Below are 19,936 nucleotides of genomic sequence, written 5' to 3' on the forward strand. Positions count from 1 at the left end.
TTGTAGAGCCGAGCCCATGCTCGGCTGCTCTTCGCGCAAAGGCCAGAAGCAGCCGAGCGTGGGCTCGGCGCTACAGGCAGGTCAGGCGCCATGGGCCTCGCGACGCCCGTGCACCCAGTAGTACAGCGTAGGCAGCACCAGCAGGGTCAGCAGCATCGCCGACAGCAGGCCACCGATCACCACCACCGCCAGCGGCTTCTGCGTCTCGGCACCAATCGCATGCGAAGTGGCCATCGGCAGCAGGCCGAACATCGCCAGCAGCGCGGTCATCAGCACCGTGCGCAGGCGCTGCAGCGAACCTTGCACCACCGCCTGCAGCAGGTCCATGCCCTGCTCGCGCAGCTGGGCGAAGCGACTGAGCATCACCACGCCGTTCAGCACTGCTTGCCCGAACAACGCGATGAAACCGATCGCCGCCGACACTGACAGCGGGATGCCAGTGAGCCACAGGGCGAGGATGCCGCCGATCATCGCCAGTGGCACGTTGGCCAGGATCAGCGCAGCGCTGCTGATGTCCTTGAAGGCATCGAACAGCAGCACGAAGATGATCAGCACCGACAGCGGAATCACCCAGCCCAGCCGCTTCATCGCACGCTGCTGGTTCTCGAACTCGCCGGACCACTCCAGCCGGTAGCCGTCCGGCAGCTGTACGCTGGCATCCACGCGCTTGCGCATGTCAGCCACCACGCTGCCCATGTCGCGGCCGGCGATGAAGATGCTCACTGCCTTCACCCGCTGCGCGTTCTCGCGCGAGATGTTGATCGCGCCGCTGGCCATGCGGAAGTCGGCTACGTCAGACAATGTCACCGTGTGGCCATCGCCGATGCCTACCGGGACCGTGCGCAGCCGCTGCAGGTCACGGTCGGCGTCGTCCAGGCGAAGCGTAATCGGGAACCTGCGGTCGCCCTCCCACAGCTCGCCGACCTGGCGCCCGCCCAGTGCAGTCTCGATCACCTCGTCGATGTCGCGCACGTTCAGGCCATAGCGCGCCGCACGGTCGCGGTCGATGTCGATCTGCAACTGCGGCAGCGAACCATCGCGATCGATGAACGCGCTTTCCACGCCGTCCACCCCACGCACCTGGGCCAGGATCGCCTGCGCCTGCTGGTTGAGCACGTCCAGATCCGAGCCACTCACCTTGATCACCACCTGGCCCTTGATCTGCGAGATGCTCTCCAGGATGTTGTCGCGCACCGGCTGCGAGATCGAGAACTCCGGTCCCGGAATGCGCTGCTCCAGCGTGCGCTGCAGATCGCTCACCAGCTGGCGCTTGTCCACGCCCTTCGGCCATTCCTTCTCAGGCTTCAACGCCACCAGCGCCTCGATCTGGTTGGCGCCCTTGGCATCGGATCCGTCTTCCGGGCGCCCCAGCTTGGCCACTACCGTCGATACCTGCGGGAAGGTGCCGACCAGCTCACGGATGCGCCGCGACTGCTGCTGCGCCTCGGCCAGGCTGGTGCTCGGGTCGAGCGTGGCGGTCAGCCAGATCGATCCTTCGTCCAGCTCGGGCAGGAACTCCGAACCCAGCCGGGTGCCCAGTGCCAGCGTGCCGACCAGCAGCGCAACCGCGGTCAGTACCACTGCACGCGGGCGGGCCAGCGCCCGCTCCAGGATCGGCTTGTACCAGCCGCTCAGGCGGTCCATCAGTGGATTGCCATCACGCATGCGGTCGCGCCGCAACCACCAGTAGCAGAACAGCGGCACTACGGTCAGCGCCAGGATCAACGCACCGATCAATGCCGAGGTCACCGAGTACGCCATCGGCGCGAACATGCGGCCTTCCTGGCGCTGCAGGGTGAAGATCGGGATGTGCGCGGCGATGATGATCAGCATCGAGAAGAACGTCGGCCGCCCCACTTCGGAGGCTGCCGAGAGGACGGTCGAGAAGCGCGTTTTCCTGTCAGCGTTCGGCGGCAGCTTCGACAGCCGCGAAACGATGTGCTCGGTCACGATCACCGCGCCATCGATGATGATGCCGAAGTCCATCGCTCCCAGCGAAAGCAGGTTGGCCGGTACGCCCCACAGGTGCAGGCCGAGGAAGGTCGACAGCAGTGCCAGCGGCATCATCGCCGCCACGATCAGCGCCGCGCGGGCGTTGTACAGGAACAGCCACAGCACCAGGAACACCAGCACGGCGCCTTCCAGCAGGTTGCGGAAGACGGTTTTCAGCGTGGTCGAGACCAGCCATGAGCGGTCGTAGAACGGCTCGATGCTGACGCCGGCCGGCAGCTGGTTGGCTTCGATCTCGGTGATGCGCGCATGCAGGGCGTCGAGCACGTCGGACGGGTTCTCGCCCTTGCGCATCAGCACCATGCCGAACACCGCATCGTCATTGTCATCCTGGCCGACCAGGCCCTGCCGGGGCAGGCCGGTATCGGCGATACCGGCAAGGTCGCGCACCAGGATTGGCGTGCCACCGCGCTGCGCCACCACCACGTTGCCAATGTCGGCCGGCGAACGCATCAGGCCCACACCACGGATCAGGAACTGCTGCTGGCCGCGTTCCACATAGCCGCCGCCCACGTTCGAACTCCCCTTCTCCAGCGCCTCGGCGAACTCACCGAGGCTGATGCCGCGGTCACGCAGCTTGTCCAAATCCGGCTTGACCTGGAAGGTGCGCGCAAAGCCACCGAAGCTGATCACATCGGCCACTCCAGGAACGGTGCGCAGGCTACGCTCCATCGTCCATTCCTGCACGGTGCGCAGCTGGGTCGGGGTCAGGTGCGGGCCTTTCAGCACATAGCGGTAGATCTCGCCCACCGCCGAGCTCATCGCCTCCAGCTCCGGGGTCACCCCTTCCGGCAGCTCCACGCCCTGCAGGCGCTCCAGCACCTGCTGGCGTGCGAAGTAGTCATCGGCCTTGTCGTCGAAGGTCAGGATGATCATCGACAGGCCGAACTGCGTATGCGAGAACACCCGCACCGAATGCGGAATGCCGGACAGCGCCACTTCCAGCGGCATCGTCACCTCACGCTCCACCTCTTCGGCGGCACGGCCCGGGTGCAGCGACACCACCGTCACCTGGGTGTCGGACACATCCGGGAAGGCTTCCACCGGCAGCACGCGGAACGCGGCGATGCCAGCGCCGATGAACAGCAGCAGCGCCAGCATCACCATCAGCGGCTGGCGCAGGCAATAGGCAATCAGGCGATCGATCATGGGGCGGCGTGCCCCGTGCCGGTGCTGACGGCGGCTGGCACGCTGTCCACCAGTTGCTGCAGCAGCAGGCCGCCCTCGACCACCACCCTGCTGCCCGCAGCCAGGCCCTCGCGCACCCACAGGCGGCCATCACCCAGTTCCTCGGCATGCACGGCGCGGCGCACGAAGCGGCCCTTGCCCTCCTCCACGAACACCACCTGCTTGCCGTCGATCAGCAGCACCGCGGCATCCGGCAGCGAGACACCGCCCTCGGACGGCAACGCCACCTGGGCGCGCACGTACTGCCCGGCCTTGAAGCCACGTGCGCGGTTGTCCAGCTCGGCACGCGCCTGCACCACGCGGCGCTCACTGTCGACGAAGTCATCCACGTGCTGCAGGGTCGCCTGCAGCGGCTGGCCATCGGCGCCGGGCACGCTCACCTGCATGCCGGCCTTCAACCGCCCTGCCAGGCTTTCAGGAACATCCAGCAGCAGCCACAGGCGGTCCAGATCGCCGATCACTGCCAATGGCTGCTCGCTGTCGGGACTGACCGACATGCCCGGGTTCATCCGCCGCTCCACCAGCACGCCATCGATGGGGGCGCGCAGCGGCAGGCGCTGGTCCACGCGCTGGCCATTGCCATAGGCCCGGGCGAATGCATTCGCGCGCGCATGATCGGCCTGGCTGCCCGCGAAGTTGGCCTCGGCCTCGTCCAGTTCACGGCCCGACGCCACACCCGCGGCATGCAGCTCGCGGGTACGGTCCAGTTCCCGGCGGGCCCGCTGCAGCTCGGCGCGGCCACGCACGCTGTGGGCCTGGGCCTGGCCGAACTCGGGCGAGGTGATCCAGGCAATCACCTGGCCGGCCTTCACTTTCTGCCCCGGCTGCGCCTCGATGCGCGCCACCTGACCCGGCAACGGCGTGCGCAGTGCACTGGAGCGTGTCTCGTCCCAGACCACCCGGCCCGGCAGCTGCAGGCTGGCGCTTGCGCCGGCGGTCACCGCCTCGCTGCGCAGCACGTCCAGCTGGCGGCTGCCGGCTGGAAACTGGACCTGGCCGGCACTGACCTGCGGCGCGTCCTCGGTATACGACGCCGGCTCGCGGCCGCAGCCGCCCAGCAGGGCCAGCGCCAGCAAGGCCGGCAGCACGGCATGTCGCGCCTGCGGGCGACAAACGACGATGAACTTCATCGAGACTCTCCTTCAGCAACGGATGTGGCCGCTTCCCAGCGCGCCAGGGCAATGGCATGGTTGACGCGTGCTTCGATCAGTGCGCCCTCGAAGTCGCGCCAGCTACGGCGCGCATCCAGCAGGTCGGTCAGGCTGGCGGCGCCGCGCCGGTAGGCCAGTTCGATGCCCTGCACCGCCTTGCGCGCGGCGTCGGACTGCAGTCCTTCGTAGTCGCTGCGGCGCTGCGCGGCGGACTGCACGCTGGCCTGCAGCAGGTCAAGTTCGGCGCGCGCTTCGCGCTGCAGCACCTGCAGTTCCAGCGCGGCACTATCACGGTCGGCCTCGGCACGCTGCATCGTGCCGCGTGCACGTGACGGGCCGCCGAGCGGGATGGTCAACGACACGCCCCAGGTCACACCGCTGATGTCGGTCGGCTCGCGTTCGGCTTCCACGCCCAACTGGATGTCGCGATAGCGCTCGCTGCGCGCCAGTGCCTCACCGGCATCCGCCGCGGCCAGGCGCGAACGCGCCGCACGCAGATCGGCACGCTGCTGCGGATCGAACGCGCCCGTTGCGGCAACAGCTGCGGGGTCGGGCCAGGGCTCATCAGCGCTCAGGTCACCGCTGTCGTCACGGCCGAGCAGCAGCCCCAGCGCATGCCGTGCATCGCGCAGATCCAGGGCCGCCTCGCGCGCCGCGTCGGCTACGGCGAGATCGTCCACCGCCAGCCGCGCGCGATCCACCGGTGCCATCGCCCCTGTCGCGACCTGCTTGTCCGCCGCCGCCATCTGCTCGGCCGAACTCTGGCGGTTGGCGTCGGCGATCTGCGCCCGCTCCTGCGCGCCCTTCAGGCCGAAATAGGTTTCATGCAGCGCCACTTGCTGGCGGCGCCGGGTATCGAGCATCTCCAGACGGGCCACGTCCAACAGCGCATCGGCCTGGCGAATGCGCAGGGCGCGCTTGCCACCGCGCTCCCAGGTCCAGCCCAGGCCCAGCGTGCTGTCCACCCGCTTGTCCTGCCAGCGTCCGGGGCCGATGCCGTGCTTGGGGCTGATCTTGCTGGTGCCGATCGACAGCTCGGTGGCCGGGCGCAATGCCGCTGTCTGCGCATCGCCCTGCGCCCCGCGTAGCTCCAGTGCCGCCGCGCGCAGGTCCGGGTTGTGTGCTTCCATTGCGCGCTGCGCTTCCTGCAGGGACAGCGCCGAAGCCGCAGGCGCGCACAGAAGCGTGGCCAGCACGGCCGCAAGACGAGAGGAGAAATTCATGCACGTCACGGTAAGGTGATGCACTTGCGCCAAACTTGCCCCAACCTTGCACGAAGCTTGCAATGCGAATCCTGCTGATCGAAGACGACGCCGCTCTGGCCGATGGACTGATCCGCGCCCTGCAGGGTGCCGGTCATCTGTGCGACCACCTCTCGCGTGGACTGCACGCGCCGGCGGCACTGGCCGGCGCACCGTATGACGTGATGGTGCTGGACCTTTCATTGCCCGACGTCGATGGCCTGGACCTGCTCTCGCGCCTGCGCAACGACGGTGCCACCCTGCCGGTGCTGATCCTGACCGCACGCGATGGTGTGGAGGACCGCATCCTCGGCCTCGACCGCGGTGGCGACGATTACCTGGCCAAGCCGTTCGCACTCGGTGAGCTGGAAGCCCGCCTGCGTGCACTGTCGCGCCGCCGCAGCGATGCACCGGCTCAGAAGCGATTGGGCCGGTTGTGCTTCGACAGCATCCGCAATGAAGTGCAGGTTGAAGGCCAGCGCATCGAGTTGACCGCGCGCGAGCTGTCGCTGGTCGAGGCACTGATGCAGCATCCTGGCCGCACCGTCACCAAGCAGCGCCTGTTCGATGCGCTGTACAGCTGGGACCACGAAGCCAACCTGTCGGTGATCGAGGTGCATGTCAGCCGCCTGCGCCGCAAGTTGGAACAGGCGCGTGCCGGCGTCGGCATCCGCATGCTGCGTGGCCTGGGTTATCGCTTGGAGGCCGTGGGTGACTGAGCGCGTGCACAGCCTGCGGGGCCTGCTGCTGCGCCGCCTGTGGCTGCCACTGCTGGTGCTGCTGCTGTGCAGCGCGGTAGGTTCCTTCGCGCTGGCCCGTTTCTACGCCGGCCAGGTCTACGACCGCTGGCTTCTGGACTCGGCGATGTCGCTGTCCGAGCTGGTGACGGTGCAGGACGGTCATGCCTCGATCGAGATCACGCCCGCGGTGTCACGTATGTTCAGCTGGGACACCGCCGATGAAGTGCATGGCGAAGTGGTCGACGCTGCGGGTGCACGCTTGTATGGCGACCTGGCCGAAGCGCTGCCCCGCCCGGCCACCGCCGCTTCAAGCGACGACGCGGTTTATTACGATGCGCGCCTACGCGGGCAGCCGGTGCGCATGGTCGAAGTCGTGGTCAGCGCCGGGCCCGGCCACGATATCCGGCTGCGCGTGGCCGAGACGCTGCGCAAGCGCCACCGGCTGGAGCGCAAGCTGCTGCTGACCAGCATTCCGTTCCAGGCCGCGATCCTCGCCCTCGCGGCCTGGCTGGCCTGGTCCGGGACCGGCGCTGCCGCACGCCATGCGAACCAGGTGGCGCGGCGGTTGGCCAGCCCACGCCCCGACCCGCTGGCGCCACTGGAGCCGGCGCAGGAGGCGCCGCGCGAACTGTGGCCGGCGGTGGAGGCCTACAACGCCCTGCTGCAGCGACTGGACGCCATGCAAGCCGCGCAACGGCGCTTCGTCAGCAACGCCGCGCACCAGCTGCGCACGCCGCTGGCGGCGATGCAGGTGGAGCTGGAGAGTTCATTGCGGCAACAGGATCCGCAGACCCAGCACCTCGCGCTGTCCGGCACGCTGGCTGGGTTGGCGCGGCTGCAGCACCTGGTCAACCAACTGCTGATGCTCAGCCGTTCGGAAGATCCCCATGGCAGCGTACTGCCGCTGCAGCCGCTGGACCTGGCCGCGCTGGCGCGGGGCGTGGTCGAGCGCTACGCAGACCGTGCGTTGGCGGTCGACGTGGACCTGGGTTACGACGGACCCGACGACGGTGTGCAGGTGCAAGGTGATCCGCAGCTGCTGCGCGAGGCGCTGGGCAACCTGCTGGACAACGCGCTGCGCTATGGCGCCGCGCCCGGTGTGATCACCCTGGGCGTTCGGCAGGAAACCGACGGCGTGCAGGTCTGGGTGGACGATGACGGCGCCGGCATCGCCGAAGCCGAACGCGCGCGCGTCACAGAACGCTTCTACCGGGCCAGCAGCGAGGGGGACGGCTGCGGGCTGGGGCTGGCGATCGTGGCCGAGATCGCGCAACGGCATGGTGCGATGTTGAAGATCGAAACGGCGCCGCTCGGTGGCGCGCGCGTGGGGCTGCGGTTCCGCTGAGCGTTGTTGAATTGCCCTTGTAGAGCCGAGCCCATGCTCGGCTGCTCCTGGCAAGATGCCTGAGCCGAGCATGGGCTCGGCTCTACAGGTTCCTGGTCACCCGTGAAGCGTGCCAACCAAGGTCGGCACCTACCAATCGTCACTGGCTCATCGAATACGGCGCCTGCGCGCCCTGCCCCGGCCAGTCCTTGTTCGGCTCGGCCTACATGCTGAAGCGCAGTTCGCCACCGGCCAGGATCTCGTCGTGGCGCAGGAAGGTACGCTGCAGCGGCGTGCCGTTCAACGTCACGCTGCCCACGTACGTGTGCGCGTCATCCAGCCCCTCGGCCACGATGGTGAACGTCTTGCCGTTGGGCAGGCGCATCGCGGTCTTCGGCAGGAACGGACGGCCAAGAATGTACTCGCCCGAACCCGGTGCAACCGGGTAGAAGCCCAGGGCGGTGAACACGTACCACGCCGACATCTGGCCGACATCATCGTTGCCGGCCAGGCCATCCGGGCGGTCGGCGTACTGGGTATCCATGATCTGCTTCAGGCGCGCCTGCGTGCGCCACGGCTGGCCGGCATACGAATACAGGTAGGCCACGTGGTGGCTGGGCTCATTGCCGTGGGCATACCAGCCGATCAGGCCGGTGATGTCTTCCATGTGCTCGAAGATCGACGGATCCACCTTGGCGTTGAACACCTCGTCCAGGAGCGCGAGCAGCTTGTCGCTGCCACCGTGCGCGGCCGCCAACCCGGCGACGTCCTGCGGCACGTACCACGAATACTGCCAGGCATTGCCTTCGGTGTAGTCGGTGCCGTAGCCGCTGGCGCTGGGGTCGAAGGGCGTGCGGAAACTGCCATCGCGCTTGCGTGCGCGCATGAAGCCGGTGTCCTTGTCGAAGGCATTGCGCCAGTTGCCTGCGCGCTTGTCGAAGGTCGCCGCGATATCGGCCTTGCCCATGGCCTGCGCCATGCGTGCGATGGTCCAGTCGTCGAAGGCGTATTCCAGCGTCTTGCTGGCTGCTTCGCCCTCCTCGTCGATCGGCACGTAGCCCAGCTCGCGGTACTGCGCGATGCCGTCATAGGGACCGTAATTGGCGGTCTCGACCATTGCCTTCAGCGCCTTGTCGGCGTCGAAGCCACGAATGCCCTTCACGTAGGCATCGGCGATCACCGGCACGGCGTGGTAGCCGATCATGCACCAGTCTTCCAGGCCATGGAACGACCATACCGGTAGCATGCCGTACGGGCTGTGCTCATGGTGGGCAAGCATGGAATTGACGAAGTCGCTGTTGCGCTTCTCCGGCTGCACCAGCGTCAGCAACGGGTGCAGCGCACGGTAGGTGTCCCACAGCGAGAACGTGGAATAGTTCGTGTAGCCCTCGGCCTTGTGCACGGCATTGTCCGGCCCGCGGTACTGGCCATCGGCATCCATGAACAGCGTCGGCCCCAGCAGGGTGTGGTACAGCGCGGTATAGGCACTGCGCCGCGCATGCTCGGGGGCGTCGATATCGAGTACCGACAGCGCCTGCGTCCACTCCTGCTTTGCCTGCGCACGCACGCGGTCGAAATCGAAGTCGGCCACTTCGGCGTCGAGGTTGGCGATGGCGCCGGCTTCACTGACCGGCGAGATCGCCACCTTCACCACCAGCGGTGCATCCAGCTTGCCGAATGCGAACGTGCCGACCAGCTGTCGGCCTTCGATCTGGGCGCGCTGCGCGGGATCCTTCTCACCCGGCGGCGGGAAGCCCTTGTAGACGATGTCCTGCTCGGTGTTGTGCAGCTCGTGCCCGGCCAGCGGGCGCGAGAAACGCATCGCGAAATACAGCTGGCGGCCCGGCGCCCAGCCGCGCGTCTCGCGGAAGCCGGTCACCGTACTGTCGGCGCGCACCCTTACCCGCGACCACAGCACCTTGCCCGGGTAGTCGTACATGCTGGTACGCATGTCCAGCAGCACCTTGGCGTCGGTGCCCTTGGGGAAGGCGTAGCGATGCACACCCACGCGCGCACTGGTGGTCAGTTCGGCGCGCACCTTGTAGTCGTCCAGGGTGACCGCGTAATAGCCCGGCTCGGCCTTTTCATCGTCATGACGGAAGCGCGAGGCATAGCCACTGCGCGGCTTCTCCGGATCACCGCGCTCCAGCCCGGGATTGCCGGTGAACGGCATCAACAGGATGTCGCCCAGGTCCGAATGACCGGTGCCGGAAAAATGCGTATGCGAGAAGCCGACGATGCTGCTGTCGTCGTAGCGGTAGCCGGCCGCCCAACCGTAGGCCTTCTCGCGCGGCTGGATGCGCGTGTCCGGGCTGAGCTGGACCATGCCGAACGGCACCGTGGCACCTGGGTAGGTATGGCCTTCCCCGCCGGTGCCGATGAACGGGTCCACCGAGGCATAGGCGCGTTCGGCGGCGGATTTCGACGGGGCCGCCAGCGCCGCCCCAGAGGCAAGCATGGCGGTCGCGGCAAAAGCGATCAGGAGACGACGGTCCAGCGTGGGCATCGGCATTTGGATCGATTCAAGATTTTGACCGGATGCTAGCACCGGGCTTCAGGTGCCGCATGTTGCGGCGCAACTGAATGGATCTAAAGACGACAAAAGCTGTCCGATTTCCTATGCAACTAATTGCATGGTTCGATGCCGTGGCGCTCACCACACTGTCGCCAAAGCCGAAAAGCGGGGCGAAAAAGGTGCCCTGCGGCATTCCCGGTCGCAATGCGACCGCTATTGCACTTTACACCAGCCGGGCCGGAAAGTGCGCCGAAATCACTTCATCCTCACGCCATCACAGCGTTTCATTCACGCCAACGAAGTGAATGCGACCCGTTTCCCGAAGTTCGATACCCCATAGGAGTACCGCCATGAAGATCGCAGTTCGTCGTTCCCTTGCCATGGCCATAGCCACCGGCATCACCCTCGCATCCACCGCCCAGGCCGGAACTCTGGGCCCCGGCCAGTCGGCCACAGTGAATGCTGGGGATGCCCCGGAGTCCTGGTCACTCGACGGCGCACAGCTGACAGGCAATCCAGGAGCACGCCTCCTGGACATCGATGCCCGAGGGACATCCAGCGTCACGGCGAACAGCGTGTCCATTGATGGGCGGATCAATCTGAACAACAGCTCACTCTCGTTGAGCGACAGCACCGTCCGGAACACCGCCGGCCGTGCCCTGAGTCTGATTACCTCCGGTGGCACTTCCGGCAGCTCCGTCGCAGTCGTCGAACGCACCACACTGGTAGGTGCCGGCATCGGTGGTAGTGCTACGCAGGGTGCCGATCTGACGCTGGACGCAAGCCGACTCGAAGGCGTGTTCAACTCCAACGGCGCTTTTGACCGCGGTATTGGATTCCTGTTGGCCGACCCGGCCCACCTGCTTGCCCGGAATGGAAGCACCATCATTGGTGATGATTCGGGCATCAATGCGAACTTTCAAATGGCCGCACCAGGTGATAGAGCCAATGTTGAGATAGACGCTTCGCGTGTTGAAGGCCGCAGCGGCGCAGGCATTCATGTTGTGCGCTTTGGTAGCAGGCCTTCTGTCCTGGCGACGTTCAATTTCCGCAACGGCAGCCAGCTGGTCGGTGGCAGCGGCACCGCGCTTCTGGTCGAGGATGCAGGCGCAGAGATCGACCTGAACCTCGATGCCTCGAGCGCGACCGGTGGCATCGTCAACGCTGCCGGGGGCACTGTGAACGTCGCACTCTCGAACGGCGCCAGCATCACCGGCGCGATGACCGACGTCACTCGCGTGTCACTGGACTCTGCCACCTGGAACATGACCGGAAACTCCACGGTCGGTGCGCTAAGCCTCGGCAACGGCACCGTGTCCCTCGGCGACGGCTCCGCCTTCCACACCCTCAACGTGGCTGGCAACTTCAGCGGCGCCGATGGCACGATCGTCTTCAACACCGTACTGGCCGGCGACGACGCAGCCACCGACAAGCTGATCATCGGCGGTGACACCAGCGGTACGGCCAACGTGCGCGTCAACAATGTCGGCGGCGCAGGTGCGCAGACCGACAGGGGCATCGAGCTGATCTCCGTCGGCGGCGCTTCCAACGGCCAGTTCAACATCTCCGGCCGCGCAGTGGGCGGTCAGTACGAGTACTTCCTGCACAAGGGCACTGGCGTCGACGGCAACTGGTACCTGCGTTCCCAGCTGCCGACGGTTCCTGACCCCTGCGAGGCCAACCCCGGCTTGCCGCAATGCCCGCCGGTCGACCCTGTGGATCCCGTGGATCCGGTCAATCCGGAACCGGTGCTGCGCCCCGAACCCGGCGCCTATCTGGCCAACCTGCAGGCCGCGCAGACGATGTTCCGCCTGGGCTACCACGACCGCAACGCGGGCCAGAACTCCGGCCGCGCCTGGGCCCGCGTGGATGGCTCGCGTAACGGCTTCGATGCCGTCAGCCGCCAGCTCGACATCCGTGGCAACAGCCAGGCACTGACCGTCGGTGCTGATCTGTGGCGTCACGATTCGGGCAGCAGCGTGGGCGTGATGCTGTCCACCGGCAACGCCAGCAGCACCTCCACCAATGAACTGACCGGCTACTACGCCCGCGGCAAGGTGAAGGGCGAGGCGCTGGGCATCTACGGTACCTGGCGCGGCGGCAACGGTGCCGACCCGTATGCAGGCTTCTACGTGGATGGCTCGGTGCAGCGTGCGCAGTTCCGCAATCGCGTGGAAGGCATCGGCCTGGATGCGGAACGCTACGACAGCCGTGCCTGGCAGGGTGCGGTGGAAACCGGCTACGCGTTCCGTGTGGGCGGTGCCAGCAACGGCGGCATCTACCTGGAGCCGCAGCTGCAGGTGGGCTACAGCCGCTGGGACAGCAACCGCCACACCGAGGCCAACGGCACGGTGGTGAGCACCGAGAATGCCAATGGCCTGTTCGGCCGCGCGGGCCTGCGCCTTTCCGGCGTAACCCGCTGGGGCAATGGCGCGGCGGAAGTGCAGCCGTACCTGTCCGCCAGCTGGCTGCACACCCGCGCCGAATCGCAGATCCGCATGGATGACGAGATCGCCGATGCACGCGTGCCGCGCAGCCGTGGCGAGTTCAGCGGCGGCGCATCGGTGAAGTTTGCCAACGGCGTCGGTGCCTGGGGCGGCCTGTCGCTGCAGCGGGCCAGCGGCTATCACCAGACCAGTGCGCAGGTGGGTGTCAGTTACAGCTGGTAAGCCTTGCGCATGGGAGGCGGCCAAGCTGGCGCCTCCCAACCGATCCACATGAACTTTCGTAGGCCGCTGGGACGGAGGGTCGAAGGAGACTTTCCATGAAGATCGCTGTTCGCCGTTTCCTCGCACTGGCTGTGACCAGCTATCTTGCCATGGCAGCTCCGCTGCATGCCGGATCGCTGAACCCTGGGCAGTCCGCAACCGTGCAACCGGGAGACTTGCCAGAGGCGTGGTTACTCATCAATGCCCGGCTGATCGTCAATCCCGGCGGAAAGACACTCGGCATCGACGCACATGCCCAGTCCACGGCGACGCTTTCAGGTGCCGAGGTGTCTGCATCAGCAGTAAACTCCACCGCAATCCGCGTCGCAAACAGCGTACTCACGCTCACCCAGTCGACGGTAAACAACACGGGTGGACGCGGCGTGGAGCTTACCTACGCCAGCTCGCAGGGACGTCCAAACCCCGTAGCCAACATCAGCAACAGCCAGATCACCGGCCAAGGGGCCGGCATCAGCGTGGTTGGCGAAACATTCAGGCGGCGCGCTGTGCTGAATCTGGACCGTACGCAAGTCATCGGCCAGCTGGTCAGCACTGCAGATCCGGCACTGGCCGGCAACGGCATCGTCGCTTTCGAGGGCTCAGACATTCACGTGGGCAACGGAAGCGTGGTAACTGGCGCACAGAACGGCATCTACGCCGTAGGAAGTTCCACCAGCCCCATCGCCTCCAGGGTGGTCATCGACGCTTCCAGGGTGGAAGGCAACGCAGGTGCCGCACTGATTGTCCCCGCACCCACATTGGCGCGCATCCCAGACTCCGACGTCCGCTTCACCGTCCGCAACGGCGCGCAGCTGATCGGCAGCAACGGCAACCTGCTGGAAGTCACTGCGGCCGCTGCCACCGTTGGCTTCACCGTCGACGACTCCAACCTCTCCGGCAACATCATCAACACCGCTGGCAGCATCGTCGATGTCGGCCTGACCAATAACGCCTCGCTGCGTGGTGCCACCGAGAACATCACGTCGATGGCGGTGGACAATGCCCGTTGGCAGCTGACCGGCAGCAGCAGCACCGGCTCGGTGTCGCTGGGCAGCGGCGGCGAGATCGCGCTCGGCGACGGCTCCGCCTTCCACAGCCTCAACGTGGCCGGCAACTTCAGCGGCGCCGGTGGCACGATCATCTTCAACACCGTGTTGGCCGGCGACAGTGCCGCCACCGACAAGCTGATCATCGGCGGTGACACCAGCGGCACTGCCAACGTGCGCGTCAACAATGTCGGCGGCGCCGGTGCTCAGACCGACACGGGCATCGAACTGATCCAGATCGGTGGCGCATCCAACGGCCAGTTCAATCTGGCCGGTCGTGCGGTGGGGGGGCAGTACGAGTACTTCCTGCACAAGGGCACCGGAACCGATGGCAACTGGTACCTGCGTTCGCAGCTGCCGACCGTGCCTGACCCATGCGTGGCGAACCCCGACTTGCCGGAATGCCGGCCAGTCGATCCGGTCGATCCGGTCGATCCAGTAGATCCCGTGGACCCCGTGGACCCCGTGGATCCAGTCGATCCCGTGGGTCCGGTCGATCCGGAACCGGTGCTGCGCCCCGAGCAAGGCGCTTACCTGGCCAACCTGCAGGCGGCGCAGAGCATGTTCCGCGTCGGCTACCACGATCGCCATGCAGGCCAGAATGCCGGCCGCGCCTGGGCACGCGTGGACGGCTCACGCAATGGCTTCGATGCCATCAGTCGCCAGCTCGACATCCGTGGCAACAGCCAGGCACTGACCGTCGGTGCTGATGTGTGGCGTCACGATTCGGGCAGCAGCGTGGGCGTGATGCTGTCCACCGGCAACGCCAGCAGCACCTCCACCAATGAGCTGACCGGCTACTACGCCCGCGGCAAGGTGAAGGGCGAGGCGCTGGGCCTCTACGGCACCTGGCGCGGCGGTAGCACCGCCGATCCATATGCGGGCTTCTACGTGGATGGCTCGGTGCAGCGTGCGCAGTTCCGCAATCGCGTGGAAGGCATCGGCCTGGACGCGGAACGCTACGACAGCCGTGCCTGGCAGGGTGCGGTGGAAACCGGGTATGCGTTCCGTGTGGGCGGTGCCAGCAACGGCGGCGTCTACCTGGAGCCGCAACTGCAGGTCGGCTACAGCCGCTGGGACAGCAACCGCCACACCGAGGCCAACGGCACGGTGGTGAGCACCGAGAATGCCAATGGCGTGTTCGGCCGCGTGGGCCTGCGCCTGTCCGGCGTAACCCGCCCGGGCAACGGCGCGGCGGAAGTGCAGCCGTACCTGGCCGCCAACTGGCTGCACACCCGCGCCGAATCGCAGATCCGGATGGATGACGAAGTGGCCGATGCGCGCATCCCGCGCAGTCGTGGCGAGTTCAGCGGCGGCGCATCGGTGAAGTTTGCCAACGGCGTCGGTGCCTGGGGCGGCCTGTCGCTGCAGCGGGCCAGCGGCTATCACCAGACCAGTGCGCAGGTGGGTGTCAGTTACAGCTGGTAATCGGTCGCCTTCGGCCCGTGGTCGATTCGATTGCGGGTTTGTCTCAAGGCGGGAGGTGTGGCTGCCGGACTGGGGTTCGCGGCCACGGCGTGAAGGGCGCGACAGGGATTGTCGCGTCCGCCACTTGTTTGCCGGGATCTACAACGGTGAGTGATGTGACCTTTCGATTCTGCCCGTTCGGCAGACACCATCAATGAGCGTTCCACGTCGTGATGCGTACAGGATGGCGCCGCAGCGGACATGCCGCTGCCGGGATTGGAACCCCCGAAAGGAAGGACAGAGATAGCCCGTCGCAACTACGGCGGGCGATGCGTGTGGCCGTCAGGCCCTCCGGTTTTCTCTGTTCCTTCCGGGAGTTCCAAGCACGCATCGCCCGCCACCCTTGCGGTGGCCCTCGCACCCAAGGAGTTTCCGCATGAAACACCCACGCCCGCTCAGCCCGGCCATGGAGTCGCTGTTCCAGCGCATCGAACACGCACTCAACAGCGCCGAAGGCATGGCCATCCTCATCGGCGAGCAATACGGCCCCGAGCCGAAACCTCCCGCGCCGATAGGCTACGACGCCAAGCAGATCGCCAATGCGATGGTCATGCTGAGCCAGCATGGGCGTTGCCTGCTGCAGAAGTTGCGCGCGGAAGCGGAAAAGGTGACCTATCACTAGACCGCGATGCAGCCAAGCCTGCTCGTCGCCGTGCGGGCCGCAGGCAGCGACTGCTGCCCTCAACCCGGCAACGCGCTCCGCAACGTGGCGAGGTCGGCGCTGTCGACCGGCCTCACCACCCGCGCCACTTCCTGGCCGTCATGCAGCAGCACCACTGTGGGCCACAGTTTTACCTTGAAAGCACGCCCCAGTGGCTTTCCCTTGCCATCTTCGATCTTCCAATGCACCAGATCATGGGCGTCCACAAACGCCTGGAGTGTGGGCTGCGCGCCCTGGCAATGGCCACACCAGGGTGCACCGAACTCGAGCAGCAGCCAGCCCGCCTGAGCTTCCACGTCCGCGCCGGCGGGCTCCGCCGCCGGGTAGTCACGCATGAACGGCATGGTCGTTACCCCGCCAAGGCCTTCTGGATGTCCTCCACCGGTGAATTGGTCAGATCCTTGGCAATATCGCCCAGCAGGCGCGCCTGGACCTCCTTGTGCAGCAGCGGGCGGATACGGCCCAGCGTGGTCGGGTCTGCCACCAGTACCAGGTGTGCATAGCGATTATTCAAGGCATCTTCGTTGAGCTGCTCAGCCACCTGCTTGGCGAACGTCGCTTCGTTGAGCTGAGAAATGGACATGTCCTTCGGCACCGCACCGGCCGGCCCCTGACCTGAGATACCCTGCTCGCTGATGTCCTGCAGGCGCAGTTCGCCTTCCTGCTTCAACGTCAGCTGATGTTCGTCGCCAACGTTGGTGAACACGCGGGCCGAACCACCATCGGCGACGATGATCAGCGTGCCTTCGGGAATGCGACGGGTCATGCGATGCTCCTTCTCGATTACGTTCGGCACTACCGTAGACAGCACTGCGTGAGCGCTGCGGCCAGGGTTCGTTCAACGCGTGTCATCGCATGCGTTGCGGATGAACAGGCGCCATGGAACACACCGTGCAGATCAGCCCGCTTCTCCGCATGCTCACGCCGATGCCGTTATCATGAACCGATGATCGACAAGACCCACTACGTGACGGGCGCACCTATTACGTGGGAAGCACTGCCGACCGGCGCTTCGCTTGCCACGATGGCTCCCGCCCTGCCCTTCCACCGCCTCGCGCTGGACCCCGGCGGATGACGCCCGCAGGCGCTCTGCCTGCATTCCCACGCTGACGTGACCGCTGGCCGCTGATTGCGCGGCTGCAGTGGTCCTGTTTCCGAATGTCTACCGTTACGGCGGTGCATTGTGGTGCGCGTGGCGCCGTGCGTGCGCACTTTCTCCCTGCCCTCGATGCCCCTGCGCCACCTGCGCCTGCATCGCCGTTTCCGTTTCTCGGGACACACCACACCGTCTATTCCACACCGTATTTACTCAACAAGGAGTGCCCATGCAGGACACCCCCGATGCACACGCCCACTTTGGCTGGTTCAAGCGCCGCCGCCACCTGAAGGTCGATGAGATCACGGTGGTCGACAAGCCCATGCTCAAGCGCGCCGTCGGCGCGGCCGCACTCGGCAATGCCATGGAGTGGTTCGACTTCGGTGTCTACGGCTATCTGGCGGTCACCATCGGCCAGGTGTTCTTCCCCTCCAGCAATCCCACCGCGCAGGTGATCGCCGCGTTCGCTACCTTCACCGTGGCGTTCCTGGTGCGCCCCTTGGGCGGCCTGGTGTTCGGGCCGCTGGGTGATCGCTACGGCCGCCAGAAAGTGCTGGCGTTCACCATGATCCTGATGGCGCTGGGCACCTTTTCGATCGGCCTGATTCCCGCCTACGAGCGCATCGGCATCTGGGCGCCGGTGCTGTTGCTGCTGGCGCGCGTGGTGCAGGGCTTCTCCACCGGTGGCGAGTACGGCGGCGCGGCCACCTTCATCGCCGAGTATTCCACCGACCGCAACCGCGGCCTGATGGGCAGCTGGCTGGAGTTCGGCACGCTGGGCGGCTACATCGCCGGCGCCGGTACCGTGACCGCGCTGCACATGCTGTTGAGCAGCGAACAGATGCTGGACTGGGGCTGGCGCATTCCGTTCCTGGTGGCCGGCCCGCTGGGCCTGCTCGGCCTGTATATGCGCATGAAGCTGGAGGAAACCCCGGCGTTTCGCGCCTTCGCCGAGGAAGCCGAGAAGCGCGAACACGACCGGCCGGGGCTGCGCGCGCTGTTCCAGGTGCACGGTCGCCAGCTGCTGGTATGCATGGGCCTGGTGCTGGTGTTCAACGTGACCGATTACATGCTGCTGACCTACATGCCCAGCTACCTCAGCGTCACCATGGGCTATGCCGAGAGCAAGGGCCTGCTGCTGATCATCATCGTGATGCTGGTGATGATGCCGCTGAACATCGTCGGTGGCGTGTTCAGTGACCGGCTGGGCCGCCGGCCGATGATCATCGGCGCGTGTATCGCGCTGCTGGTGCTGGCCATTCCGTGCCTGCTGCTGGTCGGCAGCGGCCATGACGGGCTGATCTTCCTCGGGCTGATGCTGCTGGGACTGGCACTGGTGTGTTTCACCAGTTCGATGCCGTCCACGCTGCCGGCGCTGTTCTATACCCCGGTGCGCTACAGCGCGCTGTCGATCGCCTTCAACGTCTCGGTGTCGCTGTTCGGTGGCACCACGCCGCTGGTGACCGCGTGGCTGGTGGAACGTACCGGCGACCCGCTGGTGCCGGCCTATTACCTGATGGGCGCGGCGGTGATCGGCCTGGTGACCATGCTGTTCGTGAAGGAGACCGCCGGCCTGCCGCTGCGTGGCTCACCGCCGGCGGTCGGCTGCAGGAAGGAAGCCGCTGCGCTGCTGCTGAGCGATGCACCGGTGACCGTGGACCGGACCCTGCCACCGCTGCCGGACGTTGCAGACCCCGAGCAGGTGAAGCCTGCGTTGTAGAGCAGAGCACGCGCTCGGCTGCCCTTCGGGGAATCAGCCGAGCATGGGCTCGGCTCTACAACGCACGCGCCCTCAATCGCGCGGACTGTTCAATTCCATCGCGCGCATCACGATGGGCTTGGCCCAGCCGGGCGTGTGCAGCAGGTCGGCTACCGCAATGGGGTACTGCAGTTCGCCTGCAGCCATGGCCAGTACCGGCAGCGGCACCACGCAGCCCTGCGCGTCGGCCGGTGCGCTGTTGTCGTAGACATGCAGCTCGGCCAGGTGTGGCAGCAGCTCCAGCAGGTTCGCGCGCGCGGAATCGAAACGCGCGCGGATCCTCTCCACCGGAATATCGTGGCCGCCAGCGGCCACCCGCGCCGCAACACGGGCGATGTGCAGCTCGACATCGGCCAGCCCACAGAACCAGATCGCCACCTGATGCCGTTCGCAGGCCTCACGCAGCAGGTGCGGAATGGTATTGCCGCCGAGTGTGGTCTCGAAGGCGAAGTCGGTGCCATCAGCCATGGCCTGGCGCAGGCGGCGGGTGCCTTCCTGCCATGCCTCCGCGTTGGCCTCCGGCAGCGGCCAGCCGGCGTCGACCAGGCGACGGGTGAACGAGTCCGGGTTGAACCAGCTCAGTCCTTCGGCGTCCAGCCAGGTGCCCAGCAGCGAACTCTTGCCGGCGCCATTGACGCCGGCCAGCGCCAGGATGCGTCCCATCGATCAGAGCGGACGGCCGAGGGTGACTTTGCGGCCGCGCCGGATCGGCTGGTCCAGTACCTTGCCCAGCCCTTCTCCGCGCTGCAGCCCGGCCAGGGTCTGGTCGAACTCGCTGCGCAGGCGCAGCAGTTCCTCGCTGCGCTCATCGGCATCGCCGCCGGCAGCCTTGGCCAGCAGCTCCTGGTAGGTGCGGATATCCACGATCACCGCTTCGGGGTGATTGTGGTTGGTGATGACCAGCGCCTGCTTTTCGCGCACGGTGCGCATCAGGCTCGGCCAGCCCCGGGTCTTCACCGACGAGGCCGGGGCCTTCTCGAGGCCAGGCAGATCCAGCGGCAGGGTCATCACACGGCTCCAGGCGGGGTGG

General features: G+C 66.5%; 15 protein-coding genes and 1 pseudogene. 7 read left to right on the plus strand and 9 right to left on the minus strand.

Going from position 1 to position 19,936, the window contains the following annotated elements; all coding sequences use genetic code 11:
- Positions 1 to 81: 81 nt before the first annotated feature.
- The 3 genes from ROV93_RS06445 to ROV93_RS06455 are packed head-to-tail and all read right to left on the minus strand — an operon-like array spanning position 82 to position 5,572.
- A complete protein-coding gene (locus ROV93_RS06445) occupies positions 82 to 3,159 on the minus strand; it encodes a CusA/CzcA family heavy metal efflux RND transporter (protein WP_072168812.1) in 3,078 nt (1,025 codons plus the stop codon).
- Positions 3,156 to 4,328 (minus strand): efflux RND transporter periplasmic adaptor subunit, encoded by a 1,173-nt coding sequence (locus ROV93_RS06450; RefSeq protein ID WP_072168813.1) that lies wholly within the window; start codon positions 4,326 to 4,328, stop codon positions 3,156 to 3,158. The genes ROV93_RS06445 and ROV93_RS06450 overlap by 4 nt, the downstream gene beginning before the upstream one ends.
- Entirely contained in the window at positions 4,325 to 5,572 is a 1,248-nt protein-coding gene (locus ROV93_RS06455; RefSeq protein WP_072168814.1) for a TolC family protein, read from the minus strand. Before ROV93_RS06455 ends, ROV93_RS06450 begins: the two co-directional genes overlap by 4 nt.
- Positions 5,573 to 5,634: 62 nt before the next feature.
- Between ROV93_RS06455 and ROV93_RS06460 the strand changes: the two genes are divergently transcribed.
- Together ROV93_RS06460 and ROV93_RS06465 are read left to right on the plus strand one after the other, a co-directional pair.
- Complete coding sequence (locus ROV93_RS06460) at positions 5,635 to 6,309, plus strand: response regulator transcription factor (protein ID WP_072168815.1); 675 nt, start codon at positions 5,635 to 5,637, stop codon at positions 6,307 to 6,309.
- Positions 6,302 to 7,675, plus strand: coding sequence for a sensor histidine kinase (locus ROV93_RS06465; protein ID WP_072168816.1), 1,374 nt, complete (start codon positions 6,302 to 6,304; stop codon positions 7,673 to 7,675). The genes ROV93_RS06460 and ROV93_RS06465 overlap by 8 nt, the downstream gene beginning before the upstream one ends.
- Before the next feature lie 139 nt (positions 7,676 to 7,814).
- On the opposite strand, the pseudogene ROV93_RS06470 reads toward ROV93_RS06465, so the two are convergent.
- A pseudogene (locus tag ROV93_RS06470) lies at positions 7,815 to 10,166 on the minus strand (GH92 family glycosyl hydrolase).
- A gap of 614 nt (positions 10,167 to 10,780) precedes the next feature.
- The gene (locus tag ROV93_RS06475; RefSeq protein ID WP_146260233.1) at positions 10,781 to 11,170 is read right to left on the minus strand and encodes a hypothetical protein; all 390 of its coding nucleotides are present in this window, start codon (positions 11,168 to 11,170) and stop codon (positions 10,781 to 10,783) included.
- A 3-nt stretch (positions 11,171 to 11,173) separates the two neighbouring features.
- Here ROV93_RS06475 and ROV93_RS06480 point away from each other — a divergent pair, with 3 nt between their 5' ends.
- The 3 genes from ROV93_RS06480 to ROV93_RS06490 all read left to right on the plus strand — a co-directional run bounded on the left by ROV93_RS06480 (position 11,174) and on the right by ROV93_RS06490 (position 16,012).
- Positions 11,174 to 12,838 carry an autotransporter outer membrane beta-barrel domain-containing protein gene (locus tag ROV93_RS06480; protein WP_312538883.1) on the plus strand — a complete coding sequence of 555 codons (1,665 nt, stop codon included), beginning with the start codon at positions 11,174 to 11,176 and terminating at the stop codon, positions 12,836 to 12,838.
- 95 nt (positions 12,839 to 12,933) lie between these two features.
- Positions 12,934 to 15,351 carry an autotransporter outer membrane beta-barrel domain-containing protein gene (locus ROV93_RS06485; RefSeq protein WP_072168820.1) on the plus strand — a complete coding sequence of 806 codons (2,418 nt, stop codon included), beginning with the start codon at positions 12,934 to 12,936 and terminating at the stop codon, positions 15,349 to 15,351.
- Positions 15,352 to 15,766: 415 nt separating this feature from the next.
- The gene (locus tag ROV93_RS06490) at positions 15,767 to 16,012 is read left to right on the plus strand and encodes a hypothetical protein (RefSeq protein WP_072168821.1); all 246 of its coding nucleotides are present in this window, start codon (positions 15,767 to 15,769) and stop codon (positions 16,010 to 16,012) included.
- 59 nt (positions 16,013 to 16,071) lie between these two features.
- Here the strand turns inward: ROV93_RS06490 and ROV93_RS06495 are convergent, their stop codons facing one another.
- Both ROV93_RS06495 and ROV93_RS06500 read right to left on the minus strand, forming a co-directional pair.
- Positions 16,072 to 16,395 carry a thioredoxin family protein gene (locus tag ROV93_RS06495; RefSeq protein ID WP_072168822.1) on the minus strand — a complete coding sequence of 108 codons (324 nt, stop codon included), beginning with the start codon at positions 16,393 to 16,395 and terminating at the stop codon, positions 16,072 to 16,074.
- A gap of 5 nt (positions 16,396 to 16,400) precedes the next feature.
- The gene (locus tag ROV93_RS06500) at positions 16,401 to 16,817 is read right to left on the minus strand and encodes a host attachment family protein (RefSeq protein WP_072168823.1); all 417 of its coding nucleotides are present in this window, start codon (positions 16,815 to 16,817) and stop codon (positions 16,401 to 16,403) included.
- A gap of 180 nt (positions 16,818 to 16,997) precedes the next feature.
- Here ROV93_RS06500 and ROV93_RS06505 point away from each other — a divergent pair, with 180 nt between their 5' ends.
- Positions 16,998 to 17,126: a hypothetical protein gene (locus ROV93_RS06505; RefSeq protein WP_258012624.1), complete on the plus strand. Its 129-nt coding sequence runs from the start codon at positions 16,998 to 17,000 to the stop codon at positions 17,124 to 17,126.
- Between the two features lie 250 nt (positions 17,127 to 17,376).
- Positions 17,377 to 18,867: a glycine betaine/L-proline transporter ProP gene (proP, locus tag ROV93_RS06510; protein WP_072168824.1), complete on the plus strand. Its 1,491-nt coding sequence runs from the start codon at positions 17,377 to 17,379 to the stop codon at positions 18,865 to 18,867.
- Positions 18,868 to 18,939: 72 nt separating this feature from the next.
- Here proP and ROV93_RS06515 read toward each other — a convergent pair whose 3' ends face one another.
- Both ROV93_RS06515 and ROV93_RS06520 read right to left on the minus strand, forming a co-directional pair.
- The gene (locus ROV93_RS06515; protein ID WP_072168825.1) at positions 18,940 to 19,569 is read right to left on the minus strand and encodes a hypothetical protein; all 630 of its coding nucleotides are present in this window, start codon (positions 19,567 to 19,569) and stop codon (positions 18,940 to 18,942) included.
- Positions 19,570 to 19,572: 3 nt separating this feature from the next.
- A complete protein-coding gene (locus tag ROV93_RS06520; protein ID WP_072168826.1) occupies positions 19,573 to 19,914 on the minus strand; it encodes a type II toxin-antitoxin system prevent-host-death family antitoxin in 342 nt (113 codons plus the stop codon).
- Positions 19,915 to 19,936: the final 22 nt, after the last annotated feature.

The organism is Stenotrophomonas maltophilia group sp. msm4 (genome assembly GCF_032025605.1).
GTDB lineage: Bacteria > Pseudomonadota > Gammaproteobacteria > Xanthomonadales > Xanthomonadaceae > Stenotrophomonas > Stenotrophomonas sepilia.

Excerpts from the sequence above, each read along its gene's own strand:
- ROV93_RS06445 (WP_072168812.1), bottom strand. The coding sequence starts at position 3,159 with ATGATCGATCGCCTGATTGCCTATTGCCTGCGCCAGCCGCTGATGGTG.
- ROV93_RS06450 (WP_072168813.1), bottom strand. The coding sequence starts at position 4,328 with ATGAAGTTCATCGTCGTTTGTCGCCCGCAGGCGCGACATGCCGTGCTG.
- ROV93_RS06455 (WP_072168814.1), bottom strand. The coding sequence starts at position 5,572 with ATGAATTTCTCCTCTCGTCTTGCGGCCGTGCTGGCCACGCTTCTGTGC.
- ROV93_RS06460 (WP_072168815.1), top strand. The coding sequence starts at position 5,635 with ATGCGAATCCTGCTGATCGAAGACGACGCCGCTCTGGCCGATGGACTG.
- ROV93_RS06475 (WP_146260233.1), bottom strand. The coding sequence starts at position 11,170 with ATGAATGCCTGCGCCGCTGCGGCCTTCAACACGCGAAGCGTCTATCTC.
- ROV93_RS06485 (WP_072168820.1), top strand. The coding sequence starts at position 12,934 with ATGAAGATCGCTGTTCGCCGTTTCCTCGCACTGGCTGTGACCAGCTAT.
- ROV93_RS06490 (WP_072168821.1), top strand. The coding sequence starts at position 15,767 with ATGAAACACCCACGCCCGCTCAGCCCGGCCATGGAGTCGCTGTTCCAG.
- ROV93_RS06495 (WP_072168822.1), bottom strand. The coding sequence starts at position 16,395 with ATGCCGTTCATGCGTGACTACCCGGCGGCGGAGCCCGCCGGCGCGGAC.
- ROV93_RS06500 (WP_072168823.1), bottom strand. The coding sequence starts at position 16,817 with ATGACCCGTCGCATTCCCGAAGGCACGCTGATCATCGTCGCCGATGGT.
- ROV93_RS06505 (WP_258012624.1), top strand. The coding sequence starts at position 16,998 with ATGATCGACAAGACCCACTACGTGACGGGCGCACCTATTACGTGGGAA.
- proP (WP_072168824.1), top strand. The coding sequence starts at position 17,377 with ATGCAGGACACCCCCGATGCACACGCCCACTTTGGCTGGTTCAAGCGC.
- ROV93_RS06515 (WP_072168825.1), bottom strand. The coding sequence starts at position 19,569 with ATGGGACGCATCCTGGCGCTGGCCGGCGTCAATGGCGCCGGCAAGAGT.
- ROV93_RS06520 (WP_072168826.1), bottom strand. The coding sequence starts at position 19,914 with ATGACCCTGCCGCTGGATCTGCCTGGCCTCGAGAAGGCCCCGGCCTCG.